Raw genomic sequence first — 22843 nt, 5'->3', positions numbered from 1 at the left:
TGCCGTATCTTGCGGGTCATATGGCGTCGGCCAGTTTTGCGGCCTCGGCGATTCGGGCTCGTTGGAGCACGGGATCGGGGATGGGGATGGCTTTCAGAAGTGCCCGTGTGTACGGGTCCTGGGGTGCGTCGAAGATCTGCGCCGTCGGGCCCTTCTCCACGAACACTCCGTTGCGCATCACGGCCACTTCGTCGGCGAGGTGACGCACCACCGACAGATCGTGCGAGACGAACAGATACGCCAGACCGAGCTCCTCCTGCAGATCCTGCAGGAGGTTCAGCACGCCCGCCTGGATCGACACGTCGAGCGCAGACACAGGCTCGTCGAGGACCAGGATCGACGGCTTCAACGCCAAAGCCCGTGCAATACCGACACGTTGACGCTGCCCGCCGGAGAACTGGGTGGGATACCGATCCGCGAGTTCGGGACGCATTCCGACGGTGTCCATCAGTTCCCGAACCCGGCGGGTGCGCTCGTCGACCGGGACGCCGTTGATCTTCAACGGCTCGGCGATGATCTCCCCCACCGGCATGCGAGGATCGAGTGAGCCCATCGGGTCCTGGAAGACGATCTGGATGTGTGCGCGCAACTTTCGTTGCTCGGCGCGGCTCAGGCTGTAGGGCTCGACGCCATTGATCTCGATCGAGCCTTGCTGCGGCTTCACGAATTCCATGATCTCGAGCAGGGTCGTCGACTTGCCGCACCCGGATTCACCGACGATGGCCAGAGTGGATCCGGCGTGCACGTCGAAGCTGATGCCTTGTACGGCAGGCACGTCCCCGGCCCGACGCCGCAGCACGGAGCCCTTGAACATCGGGTAGCTCTTGTGCAGATCGGTCACCGACAGCACCGGAGCATCCTTCGGCACGGTCACCACCAACTCCGCCGGTGCCTCCGACCGCGGGGCACCCTCGAACTCGGCCTCCACCGACTCGGCTGTGGCCGCATCGATGCGGATGCACGCCGCGCTGTGATTCGGGGCAACCTGAATCAGCGGCGGTTCACCCTTGTCGCAGGCCTCCGTGTGCAACGGGCATCGAGGCCCGAACGGGCAGCCCGTCGGAAGATTCACCAGCGCGGGCGGCGTGCCCTCGATGGGCACCAGGCGCTCCTGCGCAGGACGGTCCGGGCGAGGAACGGAGCCGAGCAAGCCCACCGTGTAGGGCATCGACGGGTGTGCGTACAGCTCGTCCACCGGAGCAGTTTCGACGGCGCGCCCGGCGTACATCACCATGGCCCGATCGGCAACTCCGGCAACGACTCCCAGGTCGTGCGTGATGAACACGACGCCTGCTCCGGTGACGTCACGGGCCGTGCGCAGCAGGTCGAGGATCTGCGCCTGGATCGTCACGTCGAGAGCAGTGGTGGGCTCGTCGGCGATGATGAGATCGGGATCGTTCGCGATGGCCATCGCGATGACGACGCGTTGGCGCATACCGCCGGAGAACTCGTGCGGATACGACTTCGCCCGCGTTTTCGGATCGGAGATGCCGACCAGATCGATCAACTCCAGGGTGCGCTCCTCGACCTTCGCCTTGCTCAGCGACGGATTGTGTACGGAGATCGCTTCGGCGATCTGGTCGCCGATGCGGTAGATGGGAGTCAGCGCCGTCAGCGGGTCCTGCGAGATCATCGCCACCGAACGCCCACGCTCACGGGACATCTCGCGATCGGACAGTCCGAGTAGCTGACGGCCGTTCAGCTCGATGGACCCGGTGACGCGTGCGCTCTGCGGGAGCAACCCCATGACGGCCAGGGACGAGACCGACTTTCCGGAGCCGGATTCGCCGACGATGGCCATGACCTCGCCCTTGTCGACTTGATAGTCCAGACCACGCACTGCGGTGACGCGGCCTTCTTCGCTCGGGAAGCTGACTTCGAGTCCGCTGACCTTCAACACCGGCACAGTCTCAGCCACGTGCCTGTCCCCTCGTCGAGTTCGGATCGAATGCGTCGCGCAGGCCGTCGCCGACGAAGTTCGTCGCCAGCACGATCAATACCAGTGCGCCACAGCAGAACGCGAACAGCCACGGATACGTCAACGCGGACGACGTACCGTCCGCGATCAGTGTGCCGAGCGAGACGTCGGGCCGCTGGACACCGAAGCCGAAGTAGCTCAGCGACGCCTCACCGATGATGGCGATACCCACGTTGAGCGTGACGTCGACGATGAGGATCGACGCCATCGACGGCAGCACGTGCTTGCCGATCACGCTGCTCGGCGTTGCGCCCATGTACTTTGCGGCACGGATGAATTCGCGCTCGCGCAGAGATCGCGTCATCGCCCGGATGATGCGCGAGGTGATCATCCACGCGAACGCCGCAAGCAGCAGCACCAGGATGAAGAAGCTCTTGTCGCGGAACAGCGGTGAGCAGATCGCGATGACCAGGAAGCTCGGGACGACGAGCAGAACATCGGCGACCCACATCAGCGCGCGGTCGGTCCAACCGCCGAAGTACCCTGCCACCGCGCCGACGACACCGGCGAGCACCGTGGAGATCAACGCGACGAGCATGCCGATGATCAGCGACTTCTGCAGACCACGCAGCGTCTGAGCCAGGACGTCCTGCCCGATCTGGTTGGTGCCGAACCAATGCCGGGTGGTCGGCGGCGAATTGAGCGCGTACGCGTCGAGTTCCTCGTAGGTGAACGGGATGAAATGCGGGAGCACGAACGCGCCGACGAACATCGCCACGAGTACCACGATGCCCACCAGCGCCGGCCGGTTGCGCAGGAACCGGCGCAGCACCAAGCGCCTGCGGGTGATCGGAGCCGTCGAGTCGATCGGGCCGTCCACCGCGGTGATCTCGGGAACCACAGGTGTCGCCATCGCCAGTCCTTTCTTTCGTCCGAGGTGGTGGGTCAGTCCGCGTAGCGAACGCGCGGGTCGAGAGCGGCAGTGAAGATGTCGGTCAACATGCCGGAGACGAGCACCGACAGAGCCGTGAACAGCGAAACCGCGAGCGTGATGTTGATGTCCTGACTGGTGATGCCGTAGATCAGCCAATCCCCCATGCCGTACCAACCGAAGACGCGCTCGGTGAACGTGGCACCGGTGATCACCGCGCCCATTCCGAACGCGAACAGCGTCGCCATCGGAATCAGAGCAGTACGGAAACCGTGCTTGAAGATCGCACGGCCGCGGGTGAGCCCTTTGCCGCGGGCCGTGCGGATGTAGTCCATGTTCAGCTCGTCGAGCATGGAGCTGCGCATGTAGCGGCTGTAGCCGCCGATGGTGAACAACATCAGCACGACGGTCGGCAACAGCAAATGCTGTGCGCGGTCGATGATTTCGTTCATCAGACCGGGGGCGAGCGTTGTCGACGTCTCACCGGTGTATTGGAAGAACTGGCTTCCGGTGCTCTGATTGACCTGCACAGCAAGGTATTTGAGAACCGGTGCCAGAACCAGGATCGGAGTGCTGATGAGGATGAACGTCACGACAGTCGCGACGTGATCGAAGATCTTGTACTGCCGGACGGCACCGTACGCACCGACGAGCGTGCCGAGCACTGCGCCCAGGACGGTGCCGAGCACTACCAACCGCAGCGAGACGAGGATGCGTCGCCACAGTTCGTCGTTGACAGAGCCGGCCGCGATGGTCTGACCGAAGTCGCCATGAAGCACAGCCCACAGCCACTTCAGATAGCGCAGCACGGGGTTGTCGTCCAGATGCAGCGCCGCGCGCTTGGCGTCGAGTACAGCGCTCGAGGGCGGCGGATTGCGACTGAGCAGATTGGACAGCGGATCGAACGTGAGCGAGGCCAGGAGGTAGGTCAGAAACGTCGCGATGAGCAGTAGTACGACGTAGTTCAGCAACCTCCGCGCAAGATAACCGCCCACGCGCAACCACCTTCCATCGAGCACCACGGCCGTGCCCGATGGCACTGCTCTCGGCATTGTTCACACCGCGTGTTACCTGCTTGTTTCGTTAGCGGTGGAAACAGACATTCCACAAGATAGCACCACGAATTCGTCTTTCGTTCACGGTAGCGGAAGTACCTCCGGTACATCGGACAATGCGGAACAGGCGGTGCCAGAACAAGTCTGAACGTCGAGTTTACGAAGGTTCACCTAAATCATCGGTTTCTGGAACGAATTCCCGACATTGCGGACAAGGCCGGAAATAGGTGCTTTCATCTCACATCGGTAGATTCTCGACCATGCCGACTGATTCCACACCCGACGGGTTCGCCTTCGAGCGGTTCGATGTCATCGATGCCGGATCCATCGCCACGACCTTCGCGGCCAAGGATCACCGATCCGGGCTGTACGTCCTGCACTTCACGAACGACGAGGCCTTCGTCGGATACTCCCACTCCGTGGCAGCCCAATTCGCCGCCGACCGCGTCATCTGGGCCGACATCGAGTCGCTCGACTTCACCCCCGGAACCGAGGACCAGCTCGAGCAGTTGACAGCGCTGGTCTCGCAACTGACCGACCTGCGTCAGCGTCCGGCGGAGCCGACCGCGATCGGCGACGCACCGAGCGCGAAAGCCGCATTGCCGAAGGAACGCGCCAAGCGCGCAACGCTGCTGGACGCGGCCGTCGGGCAGAGCCGTCGACGGTTCTGGGAGCTCTCCGACCACATCGCTTACCCCGCCATCCGCAGCATCGTGGCCGACTACATCAACTCCTCGATCCCCGATCCGGCGAACACCGAGAAGTACCTGTGGCAGATCAGCGCCCTGTCCGACGCACAGGACGACACCGGTCCGCGACGTCTACTGACGCTGACGTGCGGCGGATTCGAGACCCTCCGCGTCGACGAGATCATGCACGACGACGACACGATCGAGCTGGACCTGCGCATCAATACCAACGTTCCGCGCGACCGGACCGACGAGCAGCTCGAGATCTCCAACGAGACCGTCAGCGCCGGACGCGGACCGTATCGAGACGAACGCGTGTGGTCGTGGTCGATCGACCTCGGGGCGCTGCTGGAAGAGGACGTGGACGTCGACCTGGGTATCGACGACGACACGTTCGACGACCTTGCCTACGGCCTCAACGCTCGACTGATGCGGTCCGGAAACTCAACGGGCGCAGCGGCACACAACCACGATCTCGCGGCCGACCTACTCGCCGAGGCGTACCGGCAGCTGTTCGAGGCCGAATGAGCGAACGGCTGTGGTACGTCTCGTACGGGTCCAATCTGCTGCGCGAGAGGTTCCATACCTACCTGACCGGATCCGACGAGCACTCGGAGTTCGGCGCGCACCCGCCGGCGCCCACCGCGTCACTACCTGCCGAACAACGGTGGCTGTGGATCGATCATGCGCTGTACTTCGCGGGAGTATCCCGGCGCTGGACCGGAGCATCCGCCTTCGTGTCGACGACGGTCGATCCTACGAATCGTTCTGTAGCGCAAGGCTATCTGATCGAACGAGCCCAGTTCGCTCACCTGGCCGCGGTCGAGAACGTGGTCGCAGCCATCGATGTCGGGGAGATGGAGACGCTCGCCGTCGGACAGTGGTCGCAGCTGGAAGTGGATCGCGAGGGCGAGAGCTTCCGCGGGAAATACGATGCACTGCTGCGGCTTCCGGACATCGACGGAATTCCGGCCTTCACGCTGACCAGCTCGCTCGTGCGGGAGCCCGGCGCACCGTCGAGCAGATATCGCTCGACGATTCGCCGCGGGCTGCTCTCCGCAGCGCTCGATCTGGACGTCGCCGCCTACCTGGAAGCCGCCATCGAACGATCGGCGAAGCTCACTTCAGCGCATCGAGGTTCGTCTTCAGCAGCAGCACGTTGTAGTCCGACCACCGAGATGCAGTGAAGTACAAGTCTTTTCCACTCGACATCGGATGAATGAACGGTGCGTAGATACCGCCGGCCGTCTGGTTGGCATCGAGGATCGTCTTCGGCGCGCTCCACGGCCCCTCTGGATTCTCGGCAGTACGCGCGACCAACGTACGAGAGTTCTCGTCCCCGTACATCATCACGTAACGGCCGAGGTAGTCGCTCCACGCAACGGACATCTCGCTGACCGGGCCCTTGACGATAGCGACGGTATCGCCGATGTTCTTGGACCACTGCTTGGTTGGGTCGGGATCCTGCGTCGAGTACTCGTACGCGTCGAGATTCTCGATGTCGGCCGACGCGACTCGTGAGACGAAGGCATCACCGAATCGTCCGTTGGGGGTGCCGAACTGGTACAGGGTCTTGCCATCGCGGCTCAGTACGTAGGCACTCTGCTGGAATTTCCCTTGGCTCTCGTGGACATTGGTGAAGCCGGGGATCGTGACGCCCTTGTTGACGCGGATCGTCTTGGGATCCGTCGTCCAATTCTGGCCGTTGTCGGTCGATTTGGCCGTCGCGGAGTAGTTCGTGATCCAGCGACCGGGTGCGCCCCAGCTCTGCACAGACATGTAGTTGATGTACTGGGTGCTGCCGATCGCGATGGCCGCCGTGGGGATGGTGGTGTCCTCGACGCTCGGTAGCTTTGCGCTCGAGATGATCTCGGCGGCGTAGCGTGGATTGTTGGCTCGGACAACAGCACCCGAGGTGCTGCTGTTCGGGTCGGCTGGGCCGATCTTGATTCCTTGGGAGAGATCGGTCGACGCCTTGTCCGACCGGAACAGAGCATTGCTGCGCCACTGCGCATTTCCCGAGGAGCAATCACCGAACGTGTCACCGAACGCCATCAGGATCTGGCCGGAGCCGTTGTCCCAACTGATGCCCAGGTCGGTTCCCGACATCGCCAAAGTGTTGTAGGTGTCGTTCACGCTCTGCGGGCCGGTGACCCAGGCGATGCTCTGCGTGTTGCCGGTGATGCGCGGAAGAGGCCCCTGCGGACCCTGGGGGTTCTTGCCCGACATCCCCGCGCTGCCCGAGGACCCGAAGAGCGGCGACGAGCCCGGTCCGCCGAGACCACCACACGGCTCGGCCGAGACGGTAGGCGCGGTCAGAGCGCTGAGCCCGCTCACTGCCAGTGCCAGGACAGCCCCGACAGCAATCTGCCGACTACGTACACGCATGGACGAACCCACCGTTTCCCGTGTGACCCACGATACTCATGTGACTGATGGGACGAGTGTTACGCAAATCTACTCATCGCGCAACAAATGGGGCGTGTCGGTGCTTGACAAATCACCTACTGCGGGAATGACACTCGTGTGATTAGCCGCTGATCATGCGGGCGTGCGTCGTGTCGAGGACCAGCAGCGCTACGCCTTGGACCACAACTGCCGTTCCGTGACCCAACGCCTGGTCGGCAGTGATCCGGCGGCCGAAGCGAGGCTTCCTGACGGCGATGTGCGCACCGGTCGCGATGTAGAGGACGTCGAGACCGGCATTGATCCACAGCAGCCGGCTCAGGCTCGCCGACGTCGGCGGCTTCGAACTCAGTGCGCCGGCACTCGCGATCGCCAGGTCGATCGCACCCCACCCGGCCGTCTGCAGACCGAACGCTCGCCGTGCGGGCGACGAGCCGCGCAACGCCAACACCGTTCCGGCGAGCACACTTCCACCACCCCACACCGTGAGACGACGGCCGAGCCGCTCGGCGACGATGGGAGCTTCGATTGGGGTCATGGTCTCCAGTGTGCCGTGTTCGGCGGCATGGCCGTTTGAAGATGGAGCGTTCGACAGCGTGCGCTGTCACCGGGGCGTGCTGGTCACCAACCGAACGGATTCGAGTCGGACCCGGGCAGCCAACTGTTGCCTGGTACCGACCACCCATTGGCTTTGATCATCTTCTTCGCTGCACGCTGATTGCGGCCGATCAGACGGTCGAGATACAGATGTCCGGCGAGATGGTCGCACTCGTGCTGCAGACACCGAGCCAGGTAGCCCTCGCCCTCGACCGTCACCGCGTTCCCCTCCACATCGACGCCAGTGACGCGGGCCCACTCGGCGCGTCCCGTGGGGTACCGCTCCCCCGGGACCGACAGACACCCTTCGGAGTCCTCCGGGTCGGGCATCGTCTCCGGGATCGGCGACGTCTCGAGCACGGGATTGATCACGTGCCCGCGGTGACGCACTCCGCCGTCGCGCAGGTCGTAGACGAAAGCTGCACGCGGATCACCGACCTGATTGGCAGCGAGGCCCGCCCCGTGTGCGGCGATGTTCGTCTCGAACAGGTCGTCCACGAACGCCGCCAGTTCCGCATCGAACTCGGTGACGGGAGTGGCTCGGGTCGTCAGAAGCGGGTCGCCGGCAATGAGGATGGATCGAATCGCCATGCGACGAGGTTACTGTCGAAGTATGGCTCACTCCCGTCGCTCCCCCACGGCTCACCCCGCGGACAAGGTCTGCGCATCGTGCGGGCGGAGAATCGAGTGGCGCAAGAAGTGGGAGAAGAACTGGGATGACATCAAGTACTGCAGCGACACATGCCGGCGACACAAGGTGAGCACCACCGACAAAGAACTCGAAGACAAGATCCGCACCCTGCTCGACGCCAGATCCCGCGACGCCACGATCTGCCCCTCCGACGTGGCACGAGCACTGTCCGACGACGGATGGCGCGAGCTGATGGAGCCGGTCCGCCGCGCTGCTCGCCGCATGGTCGACGCGGGAGAAGTCGAGATCACCCAGAAGGGGTCCGTGGTCGATCCCTCGACTGCGAAGGGCCCGATCCGTATTCGTTGGAAGCGTTGACCGGCGTCGTAAAAACGTGTCGGTGGGTGGGTATAGCTTTCGTGGTGTGAAGACATGGGGGGATGTGTTCGAGCTCGCGGACCAGGAATTGGTCTCCGAGCTCACTGACGTGACCTCCCTCGAAAAAGCACTCGTTGCAACCAGATTGACACTGCTCGCCGAAATCGACCGACGCGGCTTGGCGATGAAACTCGGGCACTCGTCCGTCACCCGCTGGTACGCCCGATCGGTTCGGATCACCGACGGATCAGCGGCCCGCCAGAACGCACTGGGGTACTGGCTGCACTATCACCACACTGTGCTGGACGCCCTCGCCTGCGGTGAGATTCACGCCGCTCACGCCGCAGCAATCGCCGAGGGCTACGACGTCGTGCTGGTGGCCGACCCCACCCTCGACGAGCAACGACGCGACGCAATCGTCGCCGAACTCCTCGACACCGCGATACGCAATACCGCCGGTCAGGTCACCTCACGTGCGCAAGCACTGGCGCACTCTGCGGCGGACGACGCCCGAGCTCGACACGAGAAGGACCGACGCGAGCAACAACAACGAGAGCAGGAAGAGCGGGAGCAGGAGCATCGAGATCAGGCGGGACGGAGCGATCATTCATCGACTCCAAGCGGCAGGCTGCCCGATCCGGAACCGCCTGCACCCGAGCCTGTTCCGTCGACTCCCGCGCCGGCACCGGTGTCGGAGAACCCGGACCTGAACCGGTTCGATCTTCATCCTCTCGCCAACGGTCGCTATCAATTCGGCGGCAGCGTCGACCGATTGCTGGCCGAGAAAATGTTCACCGCCCTGTCGCCGTTGACTGCACCGCGGCCAGGTCCCGGTGGCGAACGCGACCCACGTAGCCCGTCGAAGCGCCGCGCCGACGCCCTCGATCAGATCCTCGACCGACACCTACGCGGCAGCACCCGCGGGTCGACGGGCGGGTCGCGGGCGTCGGTGCACCTGATCGTCCCACTGCGGGACCTGCTCGCCCACGGCGGCAAAGAGCAACCCGGAAGTACAACAACGGATTCGACGAGAACCGGTGCCGGCCACGACAGGGTCGGTTCAAGCGTTGATGCAGTGCGCCACGAAGAGGGCGACAGCACCGGTCCCACCGACCCGCGTTCCGATGGCGCTGCCCGAGGCCATACCGACGCTCGCGGCGACGCAGCAACCGGTGGTGATACTGCCGGTGGTGATCGTGCCGCGCAGAAGTCTGCGCCCGAGCCGGGCGACGCCGACTGGCCGTTCCACCTCGACTGGACCGGCCCGATCAGTCGCTTCCTTGCAGAACTTCTCACCTGCGACGCCGACCTGACCCCGGTCATCGTCGACGACCACGGCGTTCCGCTCGCGCTCGGGCGCACCACCAGACTCGCCAGCGACGATCAACGCATCGCCCTGACCATCCGCGATACCTGTTGCGTGATGTGCGGCCGCCCTGCGCAGTGGTGCCAGGCCCACCACGTGAAGTTCTGGGAGGACGGCGGCGTAACCGATCTGAACAACCTCGCGCTGGTCTGCGGAGAATGCCACCGACTCGTCCACCACGGCGACTGGCAACTGATCATGGGAGACGACGGACACCCGTACGCCATCCCACCCGAATCCGTCGACCCCCGAAGACAACCCATCCCCAGCTACCACCGACGAAAACGGCGAGCAGCCTGAGAGCAGGTCAACCGCGCAACTCTCGCTTGAGCAGCTTCCCGCTCTGGTTGCGCGGTAACTCGTCGACGAACGTGACGGTCTTGGGCACCTTGAACGGCGCGATGCGACCCTTGACGTGGTCGATCAACGCCTCCGCCGACAACTCCTGCCCGTCTTTCAGCACAACGACAGCCGTCACCGCCTCGATCCACCGGTCGTCGGGGGTCCCGATCACCGCGACCTCGGCCACCGCCGAATGGGTGTAGATCGCATCCTCCACTTCGCGTGACGCGACGAGAATGCCGCCGGTATTGATCACGTCCTTGATCCGGTCGACGACGGTGATGAACCCCTCGGCATCGCGGGTCACCAAATCGCCGGAATGAAACCACCCGTCCGAGAACGCATCTGCCGTCGCCTCCGGCTTGTCCCAGTAGCCGTCGCACAACTGAGGGGATCGGTAGAGGATCTCGCCGGGCTCACCGTCCGGCACATCGTTGCCGTCGGCGTCGACGACGCGGGTCTCGACGAAGAACACCGCGCGGCCGCACGACGCCGGCCTCGCTTCGTGCTCGGCAGGCTGCAATACCGTTGCCAGCGGCCCTATTTCGGACTGCCCAAAACAGTTGTAGAACTCGATGTCCGGATACCGCTCTCGCAGTCGGGTGAGCACTGTGACCGGCATGATCGACGACCCGTACTGCGCCTTCTTCAACGACGAGAGGTCGCGCGTCTCCAGATCGGGGTGATTGGCCAGCGGAACCCAGACCGTCGGGGCCAGGAACAGCGACTTGATCCTCTCTTCTTCGATGCGGCGCAGGATTTCCGGAACGTCGGGCCTACGCATCAAACGCACAGTGGCACCCACAGACAGGTAGGGCAGCATGAACACGTGCATCCCCGCCGAGTGGTACATCGGCATCACGAGCAGCGGATCGTCGTCCTGGGTGAACCCGAGAGCGATGACACACGAGACGTACTCCGCGACGAGTGCGCCGTGAGACATCATCGCGCCCTTGGGCTTCGACGTCGTTCCGGAGGTGTAGAGCAACTGAGCGAGGTCGGTCGACTCTGCGGCGGAGTCGAGGTCAGAACTGTCGCCGTCCGTGCCCAGCACATCGGGAAGAGACACCACGTGCTCGATGCTCAGGTTGGTGCGAACCGAGTCGAGGGTGGCCGTCAACGCCGGGTCCACGAGAACCACGCGGGAGCCCGACTGTTCCAGCAAGTACTGCAATTCCTCGCCCACGAGCGCGTAGTTGATCGGAACGTGCACCAATCCGGCTCGCGCACAAGCAAGGAACGCAACGACGTACGCATCCGAGTTCACGCCGTACGCCGCGACGCGGTCACCTTTCTCCAACCCCATCGCGCGCAGTCGACGAGCGGCGCGGGTGACCGCGGTATCGAGTTCTCTGTAGGTGTGGCTACGTCCCTCGAACGTCACGGCGAGACGGTCGGGGAATTTCGCTGCCGACCGTCGCAGGACGCCGTCGACGGTGTTCACTCGTGTTCCGCTGCTCATCACCCGACGTTATAGGACGTCCAAGCATTTCGTCCTGTGTTTGGCTGCCCTTACGGTTCGCACAGGACAGGTGGGGCATGCGGGAAGGTATGACAGCCAAACAAGCACTCGACAGCCTCGAATCGGCCTCCTTCCTCGACGGAGCCGGCAACGCGATCAACGGAGTTCTCGCGCCCGCACTCGACGACACCGCCGTCGGTTCCGCGCTCCGCGGGCGGTGGGTCGGGCACCCCATCCACCCTGCGTTGGTCAACGTCACCATCGGCAGTTGGACGAGCGCAGTGGTCCTCGACCTGATGAATCACCAGTCCCGGGCGAGCAAACTGCTCATCTCCGTCGGGCTGGCGTCCGCGCCCGCCGCTATCGCCACCGGTTGGGCCGACTGGTCGACGATGAACGTTCGCCAGCGGCGGGTCGGGATGATCCACGCGGCCTCGAACGCGACCGGCGTATTCCTGTTCCTCGGCTCCTACCTACGACGCCGCAAGCACACCGACGGTGTTGCCAAAGCGCTCGCCGCGGCTGGTTTCGCTTCCGCCAGCGTGGGTGGACTCATCGGAGGTCACCTCGCCTACAGCTCGACCAGCAGTGACACGCCATCAGTGGTTCAACACCGCGCCTGACGCCGCGGAGTGCGCATCAGCGGTCCGGCCGTGGCCTGCACACAACTATTAGGAGCAGCATTTCCGTACGCCGTACGGTAGACTGCGTCGGCCCCGGGCGAACCAGCGCCGGGGGCGGCGAAAGGCGACTCCCGCGCAATGACTCCAGCCCAGCCGATGATCTCCACTCCGCCAGCCACACCTGCCCAAGACCTGTCCACCATCATCGTTCGCGGTGCCCGCGAGAACAATCTTCGTGATGTGAGCCTCGACCTGCCCAAACGTTCGCTCGTCGTGTTCGCCGGCGTCTCCGGGTCAGGCAAGTCATCGCTCGTCTTCGACACCATCGCAGCCGAGGCCCAACGACAGATCAACTCCACGTTCACCGCGTTCGCGCAGACGTTCCTCCCGTCCTACGGTCGGCCCGACGCGGATCTGATCGCCAACCTGTCGGCCGTCGTGATCGTCGATCAGAAGCGTCTCTTCGGCGGCCCGCGTTCGACAGTCGGCACGATCACCGACATCGGGGACTGGCTGCGCATGCTCTGGTCCCGAGGCGTCACTCCGTCGATCGGCTACGCCAACGCATTCTCGTTCAACGACCCCGCCGGCATGTGCCCCGAGTGCGAGGGGCTCGGCGAAGCAAAGGTCGTCGACCTCGGCGAACTGGTGGACGAGTCGAAGTCCTTGCGAGAAGGGCCGTTCAAGCATCCGGACTTCGAGGTCGGCAAATGGCCGTACCGGGTGTTCTCCGACTCGAGTCTGTTCGACCTGGACGTCCCGATCGAGCAGTACTCGGCCCGCGAGCGCCACATCTTCTTCGACGCCAAGCCCGGCGAGGTCGAGGTGACGAACCCCGACGCAGTCATGAAGAGCTACGAGGGCATCGTCTCCCGCTTCCGACGCAGCTATCTGGCGAAGGACGCCGATGCGCTCAAGGGAAAGTCCAAGCTGGCGTTCGAGCGCATCGTCACCCGGGGCACCTGCGAGGCCTGCGGCGGCTCCCGCTACAACGAGACCGTCCGAGGTGCCACCCTCGAGGGGCTTTCCCTCCCCGAGGCGTTCGCCATGCAGGTATCCGAACTCGCCGATCGCATCGACGGTTGGAAGATCAAGGGCTTGGGCACCTTCACGAGCGAAATCGTCACGCAGCTCCGCAGACTCGTCGATCTCGGACTGGGCTACCTCAGCCTGGACCGCGCTACGTCGTCGCTCTCCGGTGGTGAATCTCAGCGCATCAAGATGGTCCGGCACCTGGGAGCCACACTCAACGACATGCTCTACGTTTTCGACGAGCCGACCACCGGGTTGCATCCTCGCGACGTGCACCGCCTCGACGACATGCTGCTCGCGCTCCGCGACAAGGGCAACACCGTCCTCGTCGTCGAGCACGACCCCGAGGTGATGGCCATCGCCGACCGCATCGTCGAGATCGGACCCGGTGCTGGAAAGGCCGGCGGCACAGTCGTGTTCGAGGGAACCTACGACGAGCTGCGTGACGCTGACACCCGGACCGGTGCCGCACTACGACGCGAGAACATCGAATTGCGCACTCCGCGTGCCCCTTCCGGCTGGTTGAGCATCACCGGAGCAAGCACCCACAATCTGCGCGACGTCAGCGTCGACGTTCCGCTGGGGGTGCTGACCGCCGTCACCGGGGTCGCCGGTTCCGGAAAGTCTTCGCTCATCCACGGACACCTCCGCGAGGCCGCGCCGGACGCCGTGATCATCGACCAGGCACCCATCCGCGGCTCGCGCCGCTCCTCCCCCGCGACGTACACCGGACTCCTCGACCCGATCCGCGCGTACTTCGCCAAGAAGACCGGCCAGCCGCCATCGCTGTTCTCACCCAACTCCGACGGTGCCTGCCCCGACTGCCAGGGCAGTGGCGTGATCTTCACCGACCTCGGTTTCACCGACCCGGTGACCAGCACGTGCGAGACGTGCCAGGGCAGGCGATTTCGGTCGGGCGCGATCCGGCACACCGTCGACGGCATCAGCATCGCCGACATCTTCGAGATGTCCGTCGAGGACGCGCAGGACTTCTTCGACGTCAAGAAGATCCGCGACATTCTGCGGCGGTGCCGAGACGTCGGGCTCGGCTACCTCTCCCTCGGCCAGAACCTCTCCTCGTTGTCCGGTGGCGAGCGCCAACGCCTCAAGCTCGCCACCGAGCTGGTCGGATCGTCACCGGTGTTGGTACTCGACGAACCGACGACCGGTCTACACCCGTCGGACGTGTCGAATCTGATCGCGTTGCTGTCCGGGATGGTCGACGAGGGCAGATCGGTGATCGTCATCGAACACAACCTGGACGTCGTTGCCGCCGCCGATTGGGTCATCGACCTCGGCCCCGACGGCGGGCACAACGGCGGCCTGATCACGTTCACCGGAACGGTGGACGGGCTGCTCACCTCGGACACCCACACCGGGCGGTACCTGGCGCGCAGCCTGGGACGGTGACCGAAGACCCGATAGTGTTGGCCCTCCAGGGACATCGGACACAGGAGTGGCAGTGCAGCGTCGATCGGCACGAATGATCTCAGCAGGGTTCGCGGTCGTCGCGCTTCTCGCAGCCGGGTGCGGTGGCGCGACAACCGATACCCCGGCCACCACCTCAGCCGCCGCGCCGACCGGGGAATTCCCCAAGTCGATCGCGTCGGGCTCTGACGGTGGGACCGTCACCATCGCCGCGATGCCCCGCACGATCGTCTCGCTCAGCCCGACTGCGACGGAGACCCTGTTCGCCGTCGGCGCGGGTGAGCAGGTTGCGGCCGTCGACGATCAGTCGGACTATCCGGCCGACGCGCCCAAGACCGGCCTGTCGGCATTCACGCCGAGCCTCGAGGCGATCGTTGCGTACGACCCCGATCTGGTGATCACCTCCACCGACTTGGGCATCGTGACATCCACCCTGGCCGAGGCGGGGGTCCCGACGCTGTTGCTGCCGGCCGCGACAAGCCTTGACGACGCGTACTCGCAGATCGAACAAGTGGCCGACGCGACCGGGCACGACGCCGAAGGCGACGCAGTGGTCGCGCAGATGCGTGACCGGATCGATGCGGCCGTCGCCAGCGTGCCGACGCGCGAAGAGCCACTGACGTACTTCCACGAACTCGACGACACGCTGTACACCGTGACCAGCCAGAGCTTCGTCGGGCAGATCTACGGCCTCTTCGGTCTGCAAAGCATCGCCGACGGCTCCGATGCAGGCGACTACCCGCAGCTGTCCGCAGAGACGGTGATCACCGCGGACCCCGACGTTGTCTTTCTCGCCGACGCCCAATGCTGCGGAGTGACAGACCGATCCGTCGCAGCTCGGCCGGGGTGGGGGTCGATGCGCGCCGTCCGGGACGGCAGGATCTTCCCGATGGACGAGGATCTGTCGAGTCGATGGGGTCCTCGAATCGCGGACCAGGTGGAGGCCGTCGCCGCGGTGGTGCAGCAGATTCCGAGGTAAGTCACTCGTACCCGATCCGCACCTCGTCCACGAACTCGTCTGCTGCCCAACCCAATCGAGCCCTGGTCACGTCGGGCAGGGTGACCGTCATCTGTACGAGGTACTGATCGACAATGTGGTGGACGACGACATAGCGGGTCCGGGCGAACAGCGTCCGACCGTCCCAGTCGTATCGACCGGCGATCGAGACAGATGGGAGTCCGCGCAGCGGTGCTCGGTCGCGACTGACCTCGGCCCAACCGGGCAACGCCCGTGAGTCTCCGAACCCGCACTCCAGCAGCGATATCGGATCCACCGATCGCGTGAACTTCCCCACCAGAGCCATTGCATTCGGCACGAACCCGTCGACGGCATTCGCCGGCGAACACAGCACCGCGGTGGCATGCGGGAACAAATGCTCGGGAACCAGGTCCCAGCCCGGCATTGTCGGCAGTTCGAGACCGAACCTGTTGCATTCGCTGCGATGCACGGGCACGAGCTCGACACCCTGCTGCTCGAGGAAACTTTCGATCGAGCCCTCTCGAACCGTCACTGAACAGCATCCCTTCGAGCGGAAGTAGATGCGGCTCGGTCGGCGCGGATACGCTCGATCAGACCGGGCGGACGCAGCAATTCACGCGCATCGTCCTGGCCCAGCTGCGCACGAGCCCAGGGATTGTCGCGACACCATTGCAACAGGGCATACAACGAGTTGGGCTCGACTTTCTTCTCGCACACCATCAGCGTCAGTTCCTGATCCGATTCGCTGTCGGCTGCGCGGTACGCGACTCGGATAGTGGGGTACCAGTGCGGATGTGACAGGGCCGGATTCGGATGCGTCTGCGGTTGCAGCTCGACGATCCCGTCCCACGGCACGACGGTGACGGCTGTGGTGACCTTCCACCCGCGGCGACGATAGATCTCTTCCACAATGCCATCGGGATGCAGCGAGATTCTGGTCCGGTTGACGACGAGCACACTCAACGCGAAGAACAGCAGACATATCGGAGCGCCGAAGTGCGACATGACTACGATCTTCAGCTGGTGCCGCGCAGCACCTACGGGTTCGTCTGCTCCCCACTGGACGTAAGACATGCCGGCCACCAACGCGAATGCAAGTATTCCGCTGCGGTACAACACATTCCCCCGCCCCGGCACTGCCACGCCCCGGCCGACTCCGGCGACGTTCACCGGTCGCACGAAACGTGAAAGCCGGGCAGATCCGATGCCGGACAACAATACTGCGAGCGTGAGCGGCAAGAGCATCAGCAACGTCAGCCACGACATGGAGAGGAGTGTGTCCGCGTCGATTGTTCTCAGCAGCCCGGCAGTCACGATTGTCGCCGCAAGGACGGCAGACAGAACGCCGAGAGCTACGAGCCACCCCAGGTGAACACTGCGCCACGTTCTCACCCACAGTGGATACTTCTGTCCTACCACGCTTTTGCTCAGCACATCCTCACGCTGTGGCGTCCGGCTGTGCCTGTACTCGCTCATTTCCCTGCCGCCTCGAACAGCTTGTCCACTCCGTAGCTGACGAGTCCGCCCAGAGCGATTCCGGCAGCAGCGCCGGCCACCGTGCCCGGCCCCGGAAGAAAAGAACCCGCCAGGCCGCCCACCGCACCGAACGCCCACGTCGCAACTGCTCCAGCGGCTATCGGTGTGGCCTCGACGACGACCGCTTCGGCCGGGTTCATCCCGTCATCGATTTTTCCCGCGATCCCGGGAATCGCGCCCGCAACGACTCCGAAGACCCCGAGCCCACGGCCGATGTTCTTGGCAACATCGTCGACGGAATCGACACCGGGAAATTCCAGCGCCCGCCTCGTCACGGCTGCCATGCCGCCGATCACCGTCGATGCTACGGTCGTCGGCCAGTCCGGCATCCACGAGAACGATCCGTCCGGGTTCTCGACGAACTTTCCCGGCGGGCTGCCCAGCGCAAGAGCGGTCAGCAGCTTCGTGGGCTCGGCCAACTGCTGCGCAGCATCGAGCGCCGCCCGCTCTGCCTGCTTCAGAGCATCTTGGATGTCTTCCGTCAACTGCGCTGCAGCAGAGCGCAGTTCGTCGGCCTCGCGTACTTTCTCTTCACCCAGGCTGTCCGGAATCAGCGCGATCATCCCGTCGGGATCGACCACACCGTCTGCCTGAACGGCGAACCCGCTCGCGGTCGCCGCCGACACCTGCGCCTGCAGGTGCGCCTTCGCGGCGTCGACCATTCCTGCTGCGGTCTCGAATGCCTGACCGAGTGAATCGATCTCACCGCACACCGAGCTCATCCGGGAGCATTCGGTCACCACGCGTTCGGCTGCAGCGCTCGCTGCCTCGCCGGTCCACGTCTCGGCCAGCACATCCTGCTCCTCCAACACCCCGGTGCGCTGGCCGTTGACGCGCTCGACGATCTCGGCCAGTTCGATCATCGTCTTGCGCATCGACTCCGGCTCCCAGCCCGCAACGTGCGGCACGGTCGGCGTCATTTCGGCTGGTCCATCGCAGCGAGGCGGCGGGCGAGTTCGTCGTCGGCTATCTCGTAGTTCTGCGCGACGCCGCGGGCAATGTCTGCGACGCATTCGGCCCGGCCGGCCAGTGCTGCAACAGCTCCCGCCGCCGCTGCGGCGGCCGCCGCACATGCTGCGCCGAAGTCGGTACCCTGCAGCGCATTCTCGGATTCGCGGAACGGGGCGAGGGTATCCAACTCGGCAATCGCCTCCCCCGTTCCCGACAACACATTCGAGAACTGCCGCAGGATCACTGGATCCACATTCACTGTCATGACGCTCCCCCGAGTCGCACCGTATCGACGCCCGGTGAATCGGCGTCATCGGGTTTGACGCCCGTGGGCTCGGATCGGTTCCGTCCGGTCCGATTCCGGAGTCGTGAATGCGGCGGGTACCGTTGGCCCGGCTAACGTCATAGGGGGTGCTCGCCATGAACGGCCGTCGACTGTCGTTCGCTGCCGCGGCCGGACTCGCGGCGGCGATGGGCGTCGGGCGCTTCGTGTTCACGCCGCTGCTACCGATCATGGTCGACGCGGCGGAGCTGACACCGAGCAGCGGTGCCGTCATCGCAACCGCGAACTATGCCGGCTACCTCGTCGGGGCAATCGTGTTGTCCGTGCGCCCGTCGATCAATACGACGACATCGTTCAGGCTGTGGACGGTCGTGCTTGTGGCCAGTGAATTAGCCATGGCTGCAGCGCATTCCGCCACAGCGTTCTCGGCGCTGAGGTTCCTGGCCGGCCTGGCGAGCGCCGCGGTTTTCATCGCGTGCGCGAGCACCGTCACCAAGCACAGAGCCGACGGTGCGTCACCAGGGATCGCGTTCGGGGGCGTCGGCGCAGGTATTGCAGCGTCGGGAATTCTGACCCTGCTCGTCGGACCGCACCTGTCCTGGGAGGCGCTGTGGGTGTGCTCGGCTCTACTGACAGCGGTCCTCATCGCCCCGGCGTGGACGCTTTCGGTGCATCCCGAGCCCACAACGCGTGCTGTACCCGGCGAGATCGACCGCAGGACCCGAACCGTATGGCGGACATTGCTGTTCGCGTACTTCCTCGAGGGTCTCGGCTACATCATCGTCGGTACGTTTCTCGTGGCGACGGTCGGTGGCCACGGCAGCACATCGGTGGGTCCGGCGGTGTGGATCGTCGTCGGATTCGCCGCGGTACCGGCGACGGTGCTGTGGCAGGCGGTCGCCCGCAAAACCAGCATGCGCAACGCCCTGGTGGCAGCGTTCGCTTTGCAATCGATCGCAGCAGTACTCCCCGCCCTGACCGGGAACACCGTCGCCGCAGTGTTCTCGGCTCTGCTGTTCGGCGGAACGTTCATGGGCATCACGATGCTGACGATGAGCACCGCTCAGACACTGCCCATCGGACGTACCGCGGCGACGCTGACCGCGGTCTACGGCGTCGGGCAGGTACTCGGCCCACTGATCGTCGCACCTGCCATCGGCGACTCCTATTCGATTGCCTTCGCTGTCGCGACGGGAGTGCTCGTGCTCGGGACTGCCGGGGCCGTACAGGTGTCCCGACTGACCGCGTGGCGCTGAGGACAGCGCACTCGGCTCAGTGCTGTGGGTCGTAACCCGGAACTTGTGCCAGAGTCTCGAACGTGCGTGCCCGGCCCCATTCCACGTGGGCGAACGCAACAGCGGCAGCCAAGTCCGGGTCCCCCTTGGCGATGGCGTCGACCAGAGAGACATGCTCCCCGTGCCGCAGCGACGGATCCCTTTCGAGGTTGGCCATGTTGAGGCGATTGCTGCGCTCCCGCAACGGTTCCATGATGACCGGGAACAGCCTGTTGGCGGACAATGCCTCGATCCCCGAGTGCACTCCTGAGCTCGCGTGATGAAATTCGAGTAGATCGCCCCGGTCGAGCGCTGCACCTGCACGGGACACGGCATCGACCAACGACGAGGAATCCGAACCCGCCGCCACCGCGGACGCTGCCCGTCGAGCCACGAGTGGCTCGAGCGCAGACCTGATGTCGTACAACTCGTCGACCGAACTTCGGGTCACGGCCGTGACCACGGCAGGACGTCTCGGCGACAGCGTGACCAACCCGGCTGCTTCGAGCAACGGAAGCGCCTCCCGAATCGGCACCCTCGACACCTGGAGCTCAGCTCCCAGGTTGCGCTCGCTCAGCGTTTCACCAGGCGCGAGGCGGCCGTCGAGGATGCGTGTTCTGATCGCTTCGAACACCGAACGCGACAGCGATTCGCGACCTTCAGTGGATGCCATGATGCTTGTATACCAGCGAACTGAAGGTATACCGCGTATCCACAGGTGACATCGGCAGACTTTGCCCGACGAAGACCTAGACAGGAAGCGGCAGGTGAGAGGACCTGGAAACACAAGTGTTACCGCCGAGAAACCTTCCGTAGCGCAGAGCTCAGTAAATTCTCCGCTGTTGGTATACCACTGAACGAGAGGCACTGGGATGAGCGTCCCGACCACGAACGAGAAGCCGTCACCGATCGACCCACCGCCCGAGCAGAGCAGTCTCAGCGAACAGATCGAGGCGTCGTACTCGAAGATCGGCCTCACCACAGCTCACTTCGGCATCGTCGCCATGGTCCTGTTCGGTGTGTTCTTCGACGCCGTCGAACAGAATGCCGTCGGCATCACCGGTCCGCTCCTGCGTGAATCCTGGGGTCTCGGTGGCACCGAGATCGGACTGCTGAACACCGCGACGTTCACCGCCGTCGCACTCGGGCGCATCCTGGCCGGAGCGGTGATGGACCGTTTCGGTCGTCGAACCCTCCTCGGTGCCAACCTTCTCGTCTTCGCGTTCGGCTCGCTACTGTGCGCATTCGCACCCAACTACGAGGTGTTGGTGGGCGCTCGATTCCTGGTCGGTCTCGGACTCGGCGGTGAAATCGCCGTGGCGGTGATCATGCTCTCGGAGTTCTTCTCCGCCAAACATCGTGGTACCGCGGTCGGCATGATCAACGTCGCGGCTGCCGGCCTGGGCAACATGCTCGCTCCACTGTTCGGGGTCATCGTCTTCGCGATCTTCACCGGTGACGACCGCTGGCGTTGGCTGTTCGGTCTGCTCGTACTGCCCGCACTCGCGGTAGTGTTCTATCGCCGCTCGCTTCCGGAAACACCTCGCTTCCTCGCCGCGACGGGCCGTGTGGCCGAGGCCAATACCGTCATCAACCGTCTGGCGCAGGGCAAGCTTCGCGGCCCCCTCGACTCCGAGGTTCAGTACTTGAACATCGATACCTCGGTCGACGATCACGCCGCACCGCGCGCACGGTGGACGGAAATGTTCGGGCGGCGTTACCGCAGAAGCACTCTCGCCCTCGGCATCGCCGTCTGCATGTCCTACGCAGCACAGATCTCGATGCTCACGCTGATCCCCGTCATCCTGACCGAGCGGGGCATGTCGATCTCGAGTGCGCTCTGGTACACCCTCGTGATGCAGTCCGGGTCGCTGATCGGCGCGCTGACCGCTGCGCTCATCGCTCGCAAACTCCCCCGCAAGGTCACGCTGACCGGTGGCGCTGTGCTCGGTATTGTCGCCGGACTCGGATTCGGCTTCTTCGCAACGTCCATCGGCCTCGTACTGTTCTTCGGTGCTCTGTTCAATTTCTCGGTCATCATCCTCAACACGACGATCTGGCTGTTCGCACCCGAGCAATACCCGACTCGCATCCGTGGCCTCGCGACGTCGGTGATCCTGGCGCTGGGCTCTCTCTCCGGCGGACTGTTCCCGCTCATCGCCGGAGCCGTTCTCGACTCGTCCGGCGTCGGCGCGATGTTCGGGATGCTGGCAGGGCTGTTCATCGTATGCGCGATCGCCGTTCAGTTCCCGAAAGAGACCTTCGGACAACCCATGCCGGAAGATGGCTGAACCGTGAAGATTCTCCTGATCAACCCCAACTCGAACACTGCAACGACGCAGCTGCTCGTCGACGTCGCGCGGCGTTGGCTCTACGACACAGAATTCACCGTCATCGGGGTCACCGCGGGTACCGGACCGGCGATGATCACCGGCACCGAACAGTTGCGTGCTGCCGGAGCGGATGTCGTAGCAGCGGCCCTCGACGCGATCGAGCACCATGACCCGGCCGCCGTGATCGTCGGCGCGTTCGGTGATCCCGGTGCGGCCGAACTCCGAACCCTCGTCGACATTCCGGTCGTCGGGATCGGCGAGGCAGGAATCCTGCACGCCGCACGAGGCGGTCGCCGCTTCGCGATCGCCACCACCACAGCCGATCTCGCCGCCCCACTCGATGCACTGACTCGTGCCACCGTGCCCGACGGCGATTTCGCGGGTGTGTTCCTCACTGCGTCATCGCCGTTGGTCCTGGCCGAGGACCTCGCATCGAGCGTTGTCGAACTGGGAACAGCGGTCGATGCAGCAGTGGCCGCCGGAGCGAGCGCCGTCGTCATCGGCGGCGGACCGTTGAGCGATTCGGCTCGGCGGCTGGCGCTGCGCACCGACGTGGACGTCATCGAGCCGGTTCCGAGTGCCGTTGCGATGGTCGTCGACAGAATCTCGAGCGCGGTGCGCAGCTAGAT

At 64.5% G+C, this 22843-nt stretch carries 22 protein-coding genes and 1 pseudogene; 11 read left to right on the top strand and 12 right to left on the bottom strand.

The genetic code is table 11. The features are described 5' to 3' along the window. Window positions 1-16 precede the first annotated feature (16 nt). Genes CH294_RS17790 through CH294_RS17780 form a run of 3 tightly spaced genes read right to left on the bottom strand, consistent with a single transcriptional unit; the run spans window position 17 to window position 3844 of the window. Window positions 17-1918, bottom strand: coding sequence for an ABC transporter ATP-binding protein (locus CH294_RS17790; RefSeq protein ID WP_094738680.1), 1902 nt, complete (start codon window positions 1916-1918; stop codon window positions 17-19). Beyond that, the gene (locus tag CH294_RS17785; protein ID WP_094738679.1) at window positions 1911-2831 is read right to left on the bottom strand and encodes an ABC transporter permease; all 921 of its coding nucleotides are present in this window, start codon (window positions 2829-2831) and stop codon (window positions 1911-1913) included. Before CH294_RS17785 ends, CH294_RS17790 begins: the two co-directional genes overlap by 8 nt. A 32-nt stretch (window positions 2832-2863) precedes the next feature. Next, window positions 2864-3844, bottom strand: coding sequence for an ABC transporter permease (locus tag CH294_RS17780; protein ID WP_032394960.1), 981 nt, complete (start codon window positions 3842-3844; stop codon window positions 2864-2866). 320 nt (window positions 3845-4164) lie between these two features. Between CH294_RS17780 and CH294_RS27865 the strand changes: the two genes are divergently transcribed. Beyond that, a complete protein-coding gene (locus CH294_RS27865; protein ID WP_249305361.1) occupies window positions 4165-5121 on the top strand; it encodes a hypothetical protein in 957 nt (318 codons plus the stop codon). Continuing rightward, window positions 5118-5780 carry a hypothetical protein gene (locus CH294_RS17770; RefSeq protein ID WP_094738678.1) on the top strand — a complete coding sequence of 221 codons (663 nt, stop codon included), beginning with the start codon at window positions 5118-5120 and terminating at the stop codon, window positions 5778-5780. Before CH294_RS27865 ends, CH294_RS17770 begins: the two co-directional genes overlap by 4 nt. On the opposite strand, the gene CH294_RS17765 is transcribed toward CH294_RS17770, so the two are convergent. The 3 genes from CH294_RS17765 to CH294_RS17755 form a co-directional block, all read right to left on the bottom strand. Continuing rightward, window positions 5713-6981: a DUF4185 domain-containing protein gene (locus CH294_RS17765; RefSeq protein ID WP_032404083.1), complete on the bottom strand. Its 1269-nt coding sequence runs from the start codon at window positions 6979-6981 to the stop codon at window positions 5713-5715. The two genes, CH294_RS17770 and CH294_RS17765, sit on opposite strands and share 68 nt — an antisense overlap. A 142-nt stretch (window positions 6982-7123) precedes the next feature. Continuing rightward, window positions 7124-7537, bottom strand: a complete 414-nt coding sequence (locus tag CH294_RS17760; protein ID WP_094738677.1) for a hypothetical protein — start codon at window positions 7535-7537, stop codon at window positions 7124-7126. Between the two features lie 83 nt (window positions 7538-7620). After that, the gene (locus CH294_RS17755; RefSeq protein ID WP_094738676.1) at window positions 7621-8187 is read right to left on the bottom strand and encodes a peptide deformylase; all 567 of its coding nucleotides are present in this window, start codon (window positions 8185-8187) and stop codon (window positions 7621-7623) included. On the opposite strand from CH294_RS17755, the pseudogene CH294_RS28080 reads away from it, so the two are divergent. From CH294_RS28080 to CH294_RS27855, 3 genes and pseudogenes are all read left to right on the top strand, one after another. Further along, window positions 8069-8338 (top strand): annotated as a pseudogene (locus tag CH294_RS28080) (DUF2256 domain-containing protein); the annotation flags it as partial. The gene CH294_RS17755 and the pseudogene CH294_RS28080 sit on opposite strands and share 119 nt — an antisense overlap. Window positions 8339-8353: 15 nt before the next feature. Next, the gene (locus tag CH294_RS27860) at window positions 8354-8605 is read left to right on the top strand and encodes a DUF3253 domain-containing protein (RefSeq protein ID WP_230592547.1); all 252 of its coding nucleotides are present in this window, start codon (window positions 8354-8356) and stop codon (window positions 8603-8605) included. Between the two features lie 46 nt (window positions 8606-8651). Continuing rightward, the gene (locus tag CH294_RS27855; RefSeq protein ID WP_249305360.1) at window positions 8652-10271 is read left to right on the top strand and encodes an HNH endonuclease signature motif containing protein; all 1620 of its coding nucleotides are present in this window, start codon (window positions 8652-8654) and stop codon (window positions 10269-10271) included. Between the two features lie 7 nt (window positions 10272-10278). On the opposite strand, the gene CH294_RS17735 is transcribed toward CH294_RS27855, so the two are convergent. Next, window positions 10279-11775 carry an acyl-CoA synthetase gene (locus tag CH294_RS17735; RefSeq protein WP_094738675.1) on the bottom strand — a complete coding sequence of 499 codons (1497 nt, stop codon included), beginning with the start codon at window positions 11773-11775 and terminating at the stop codon, window positions 10279-10281. A gap of 89 nt (window positions 11776-11864) precedes the next feature. On the opposite strand from CH294_RS17735, the gene CH294_RS17730 reads away from it, so the two are divergent. The 3 genes from CH294_RS17730 to CH294_RS17720 all read left to right on the top strand — a co-directional run bounded on the left by CH294_RS17730 (window position 11865) and on the right by CH294_RS17720 (window position 15837). After that, entirely contained in the window at window positions 11865-12398 is a 534-nt protein-coding gene (locus CH294_RS17730; protein WP_094738674.1) for a DUF2231 domain-containing protein, read from the top strand. Between the two features lie 138 nt (window positions 12399-12536). Beyond that, window positions 12537-14840, top strand: coding sequence for an excinuclease ABC subunit UvrA (locus CH294_RS17725; protein ID WP_249305358.1), 2304 nt, complete (start codon window positions 12537-12539; stop codon window positions 14838-14840). A gap of 73 nt (window positions 14841-14913) precedes the next feature. Beyond that, on the top strand, window positions 14914-15837 hold the full coding sequence (locus tag CH294_RS17720) for an ABC transporter substrate-binding protein (RefSeq protein ID WP_094738779.1): 924 nt from the start codon (window positions 14914-14916) through the stop codon (window positions 15835-15837). Between the two features lies 1 nt (window position 15838). Here CH294_RS17720 and CH294_RS17715 read toward each other — a convergent pair whose 3' ends face one another. From CH294_RS17715 to CH294_RS17700, 4 genes are read right to left on the bottom strand one after another with little or no spacing between them, the layout of a single operon-like run. After that, window positions 15839-16369, bottom strand: a complete 531-nt coding sequence (locus CH294_RS17715; protein WP_170944770.1) for an LpqN/LpqT family lipoprotein — start codon at window positions 16367-16369, stop codon at window positions 15839-15841. Then, window positions 16366-17313 carry a hypothetical protein gene (locus CH294_RS17710; protein WP_094738671.1) on the bottom strand — a complete coding sequence of 316 codons (948 nt, stop codon included), beginning with the start codon at window positions 17311-17313 and terminating at the stop codon, window positions 16366-16368. Before CH294_RS17710 ends, CH294_RS17715 begins: the two co-directional genes overlap by 4 nt. Continuing rightward, window positions 17310-18293 (bottom strand): hypothetical protein, encoded by a 984-nt coding sequence (locus CH294_RS17705; RefSeq protein WP_094738670.1) that lies wholly within the window; start codon window positions 18291-18293, stop codon window positions 17310-17312. The genes CH294_RS17710 and CH294_RS17705 overlap by 4 nt, the downstream gene beginning before the upstream one ends. Next, window positions 18290-18589 carry a type VII secretion target gene (locus CH294_RS17700; protein WP_037171208.1) on the bottom strand — a complete coding sequence of 100 codons (300 nt, stop codon included), beginning with the start codon at window positions 18587-18589 and terminating at the stop codon, window positions 18290-18292. The genes CH294_RS17705 and CH294_RS17700 overlap by 4 nt, the downstream gene beginning before the upstream one ends. Window positions 18590-18744: 155 nt before the next feature. Between CH294_RS17700 and CH294_RS17695 the strand changes: the two genes are divergently transcribed. Continuing rightward, window positions 18745-19863, top strand: a complete 1119-nt coding sequence (locus CH294_RS17695) for a YbfB/YjiJ family MFS transporter (protein ID WP_094738778.1) — start codon at window positions 18745-18747, stop codon at window positions 19861-19863. Between the two features lie 16 nt (window positions 19864-19879). Here CH294_RS17695 and CH294_RS17690 read toward each other — a convergent pair whose 3' ends face one another. After that, window positions 19880-20554, bottom strand: coding sequence for a GntR family transcriptional regulator (locus tag CH294_RS17690; protein WP_094738669.1), 675 nt, complete (start codon window positions 20552-20554; stop codon window positions 19880-19882). A 199-nt stretch (window positions 20555-20753) separates the two neighbouring features. Between CH294_RS17690 and CH294_RS17685 the strand changes: the two genes are divergently transcribed. Both CH294_RS17685 and CH294_RS17680 read left to right on the top strand, forming a co-directional pair. Continuing rightward, window positions 20754-22172, top strand: coding sequence for an MFS transporter (locus CH294_RS17685; RefSeq protein ID WP_094738668.1), 1419 nt, complete (start codon window positions 20754-20756; stop codon window positions 22170-22172). 3 nt (window positions 22173-22175) lie between these two features. Continuing rightward, window positions 22176-22841 (top strand): aspartate/glutamate racemase family protein, encoded by a 666-nt coding sequence (locus CH294_RS17680; RefSeq protein ID WP_037148516.1) that lies wholly within the window; start codon window positions 22176-22178, stop codon window positions 22839-22841. Window positions 22842-22843: the final 2 nt, after the last annotated feature.

Origin of the sequence: Rhodococcus sp. 14-2483-1-1 (genome assembly GCF_002259335.1) — a bacterium.
Lineage (GTDB): Bacteria > Actinomycetota > Actinomycetes > Mycobacteriales > Mycobacteriaceae > Rhodococcoides.
Note: the sequence above shows the minus strand (reverse complement) of the source record. Positions and strands in the feature narration are given on the sequence as shown.

Excerpts from the sequence above, each read along its gene's own strand:
- CH294_RS17785 (WP_094738679.1), bottom strand. The coding sequence starts at position 2,831 with ATGGCGACACCTGTGGTTCCCGAGATCACCGCGGTGGACGGCCCGATC.
- CH294_RS27865 (WP_249305361.1), top strand. The coding sequence starts at position 4,165 with ATGCCGACTGATTCCACACCCGACGGGTTCGCCTTCGAGCGGTTCGAT.
- CH294_RS17770 (WP_094738678.1), top strand. The coding sequence starts at position 5,118 with ATGAGCGAACGGCTGTGGTACGTCTCGTACGGGTCCAATCTGCTGCGC.
- CH294_RS17765 (WP_032404083.1), bottom strand. The coding sequence starts at position 6,981 with ATGCGTGTACGTAGTCGGCAGATTGCTGTCGGGGCTGTCCTGGCACTG.
- CH294_RS17760 (WP_094738677.1), bottom strand. The coding sequence starts at position 7,537 with ATGACCCCAATCGAAGCTCCCATCGTCGCCGAGCGGCTCGGCCGTCGT.
- CH294_RS17755 (WP_094738676.1), bottom strand. The coding sequence starts at position 8,187 with ATGGCGATTCGATCCATCCTCATTGCCGGCGACCCGCTTCTGACGACC.
- CH294_RS17735 (WP_094738675.1), bottom strand. The coding sequence starts at position 11,775 with ATGAGCAGCGGAACACGAGTGAACACCGTCGACGGCGTCCTGCGACGG.
- CH294_RS17730 (WP_094738674.1), top strand. The coding sequence starts at position 11,865 with ATGACAGCCAAACAAGCACTCGACAGCCTCGAATCGGCCTCCTTCCTC.
- CH294_RS17725 (WP_249305358.1), top strand. The coding sequence starts at position 12,537 with ATGACTCCAGCCCAGCCGATGATCTCCACTCCGCCAGCCACACCTGCC.
- CH294_RS17720 (WP_094738779.1), top strand. The coding sequence starts at position 14,914 with ATGATCTCAGCAGGGTTCGCGGTCGTCGCGCTTCTCGCAGCCGGGTGC.
- CH294_RS17710 (WP_094738671.1), bottom strand. The coding sequence starts at position 17,313 with ATGAGCGAGTACAGGCACAGCCGGACGCCACAGCGTGAGGATGTGCTG.
- CH294_RS17705 (WP_094738670.1), bottom strand. The coding sequence starts at position 18,293 with ATGACGCCGACCGTGCCGCACGTTGCGGGCTGGGAGCCGGAGTCGATG.
- CH294_RS17700 (WP_037171208.1), bottom strand. The coding sequence starts at position 18,589 with ATGACAGTGAATGTGGATCCAGTGATCCTGCGGCAGTTCTCGAATGTG.
- CH294_RS17695 (WP_094738778.1), top strand. The coding sequence starts at position 18,745 with ATGAACGGCCGTCGACTGTCGTTCGCTGCCGCGGCCGGACTCGCGGCG.
- CH294_RS17690 (WP_094738669.1), bottom strand. The coding sequence starts at position 20,554 with ATGGCATCCACTGAAGGTCGCGAATCGCTGTCGCGTTCGGTGTTCGAA.
- CH294_RS17685 (WP_094738668.1), top strand. The coding sequence starts at position 20,754 with ATGAGCGTCCCGACCACGAACGAGAAGCCGTCACCGATCGACCCACCG.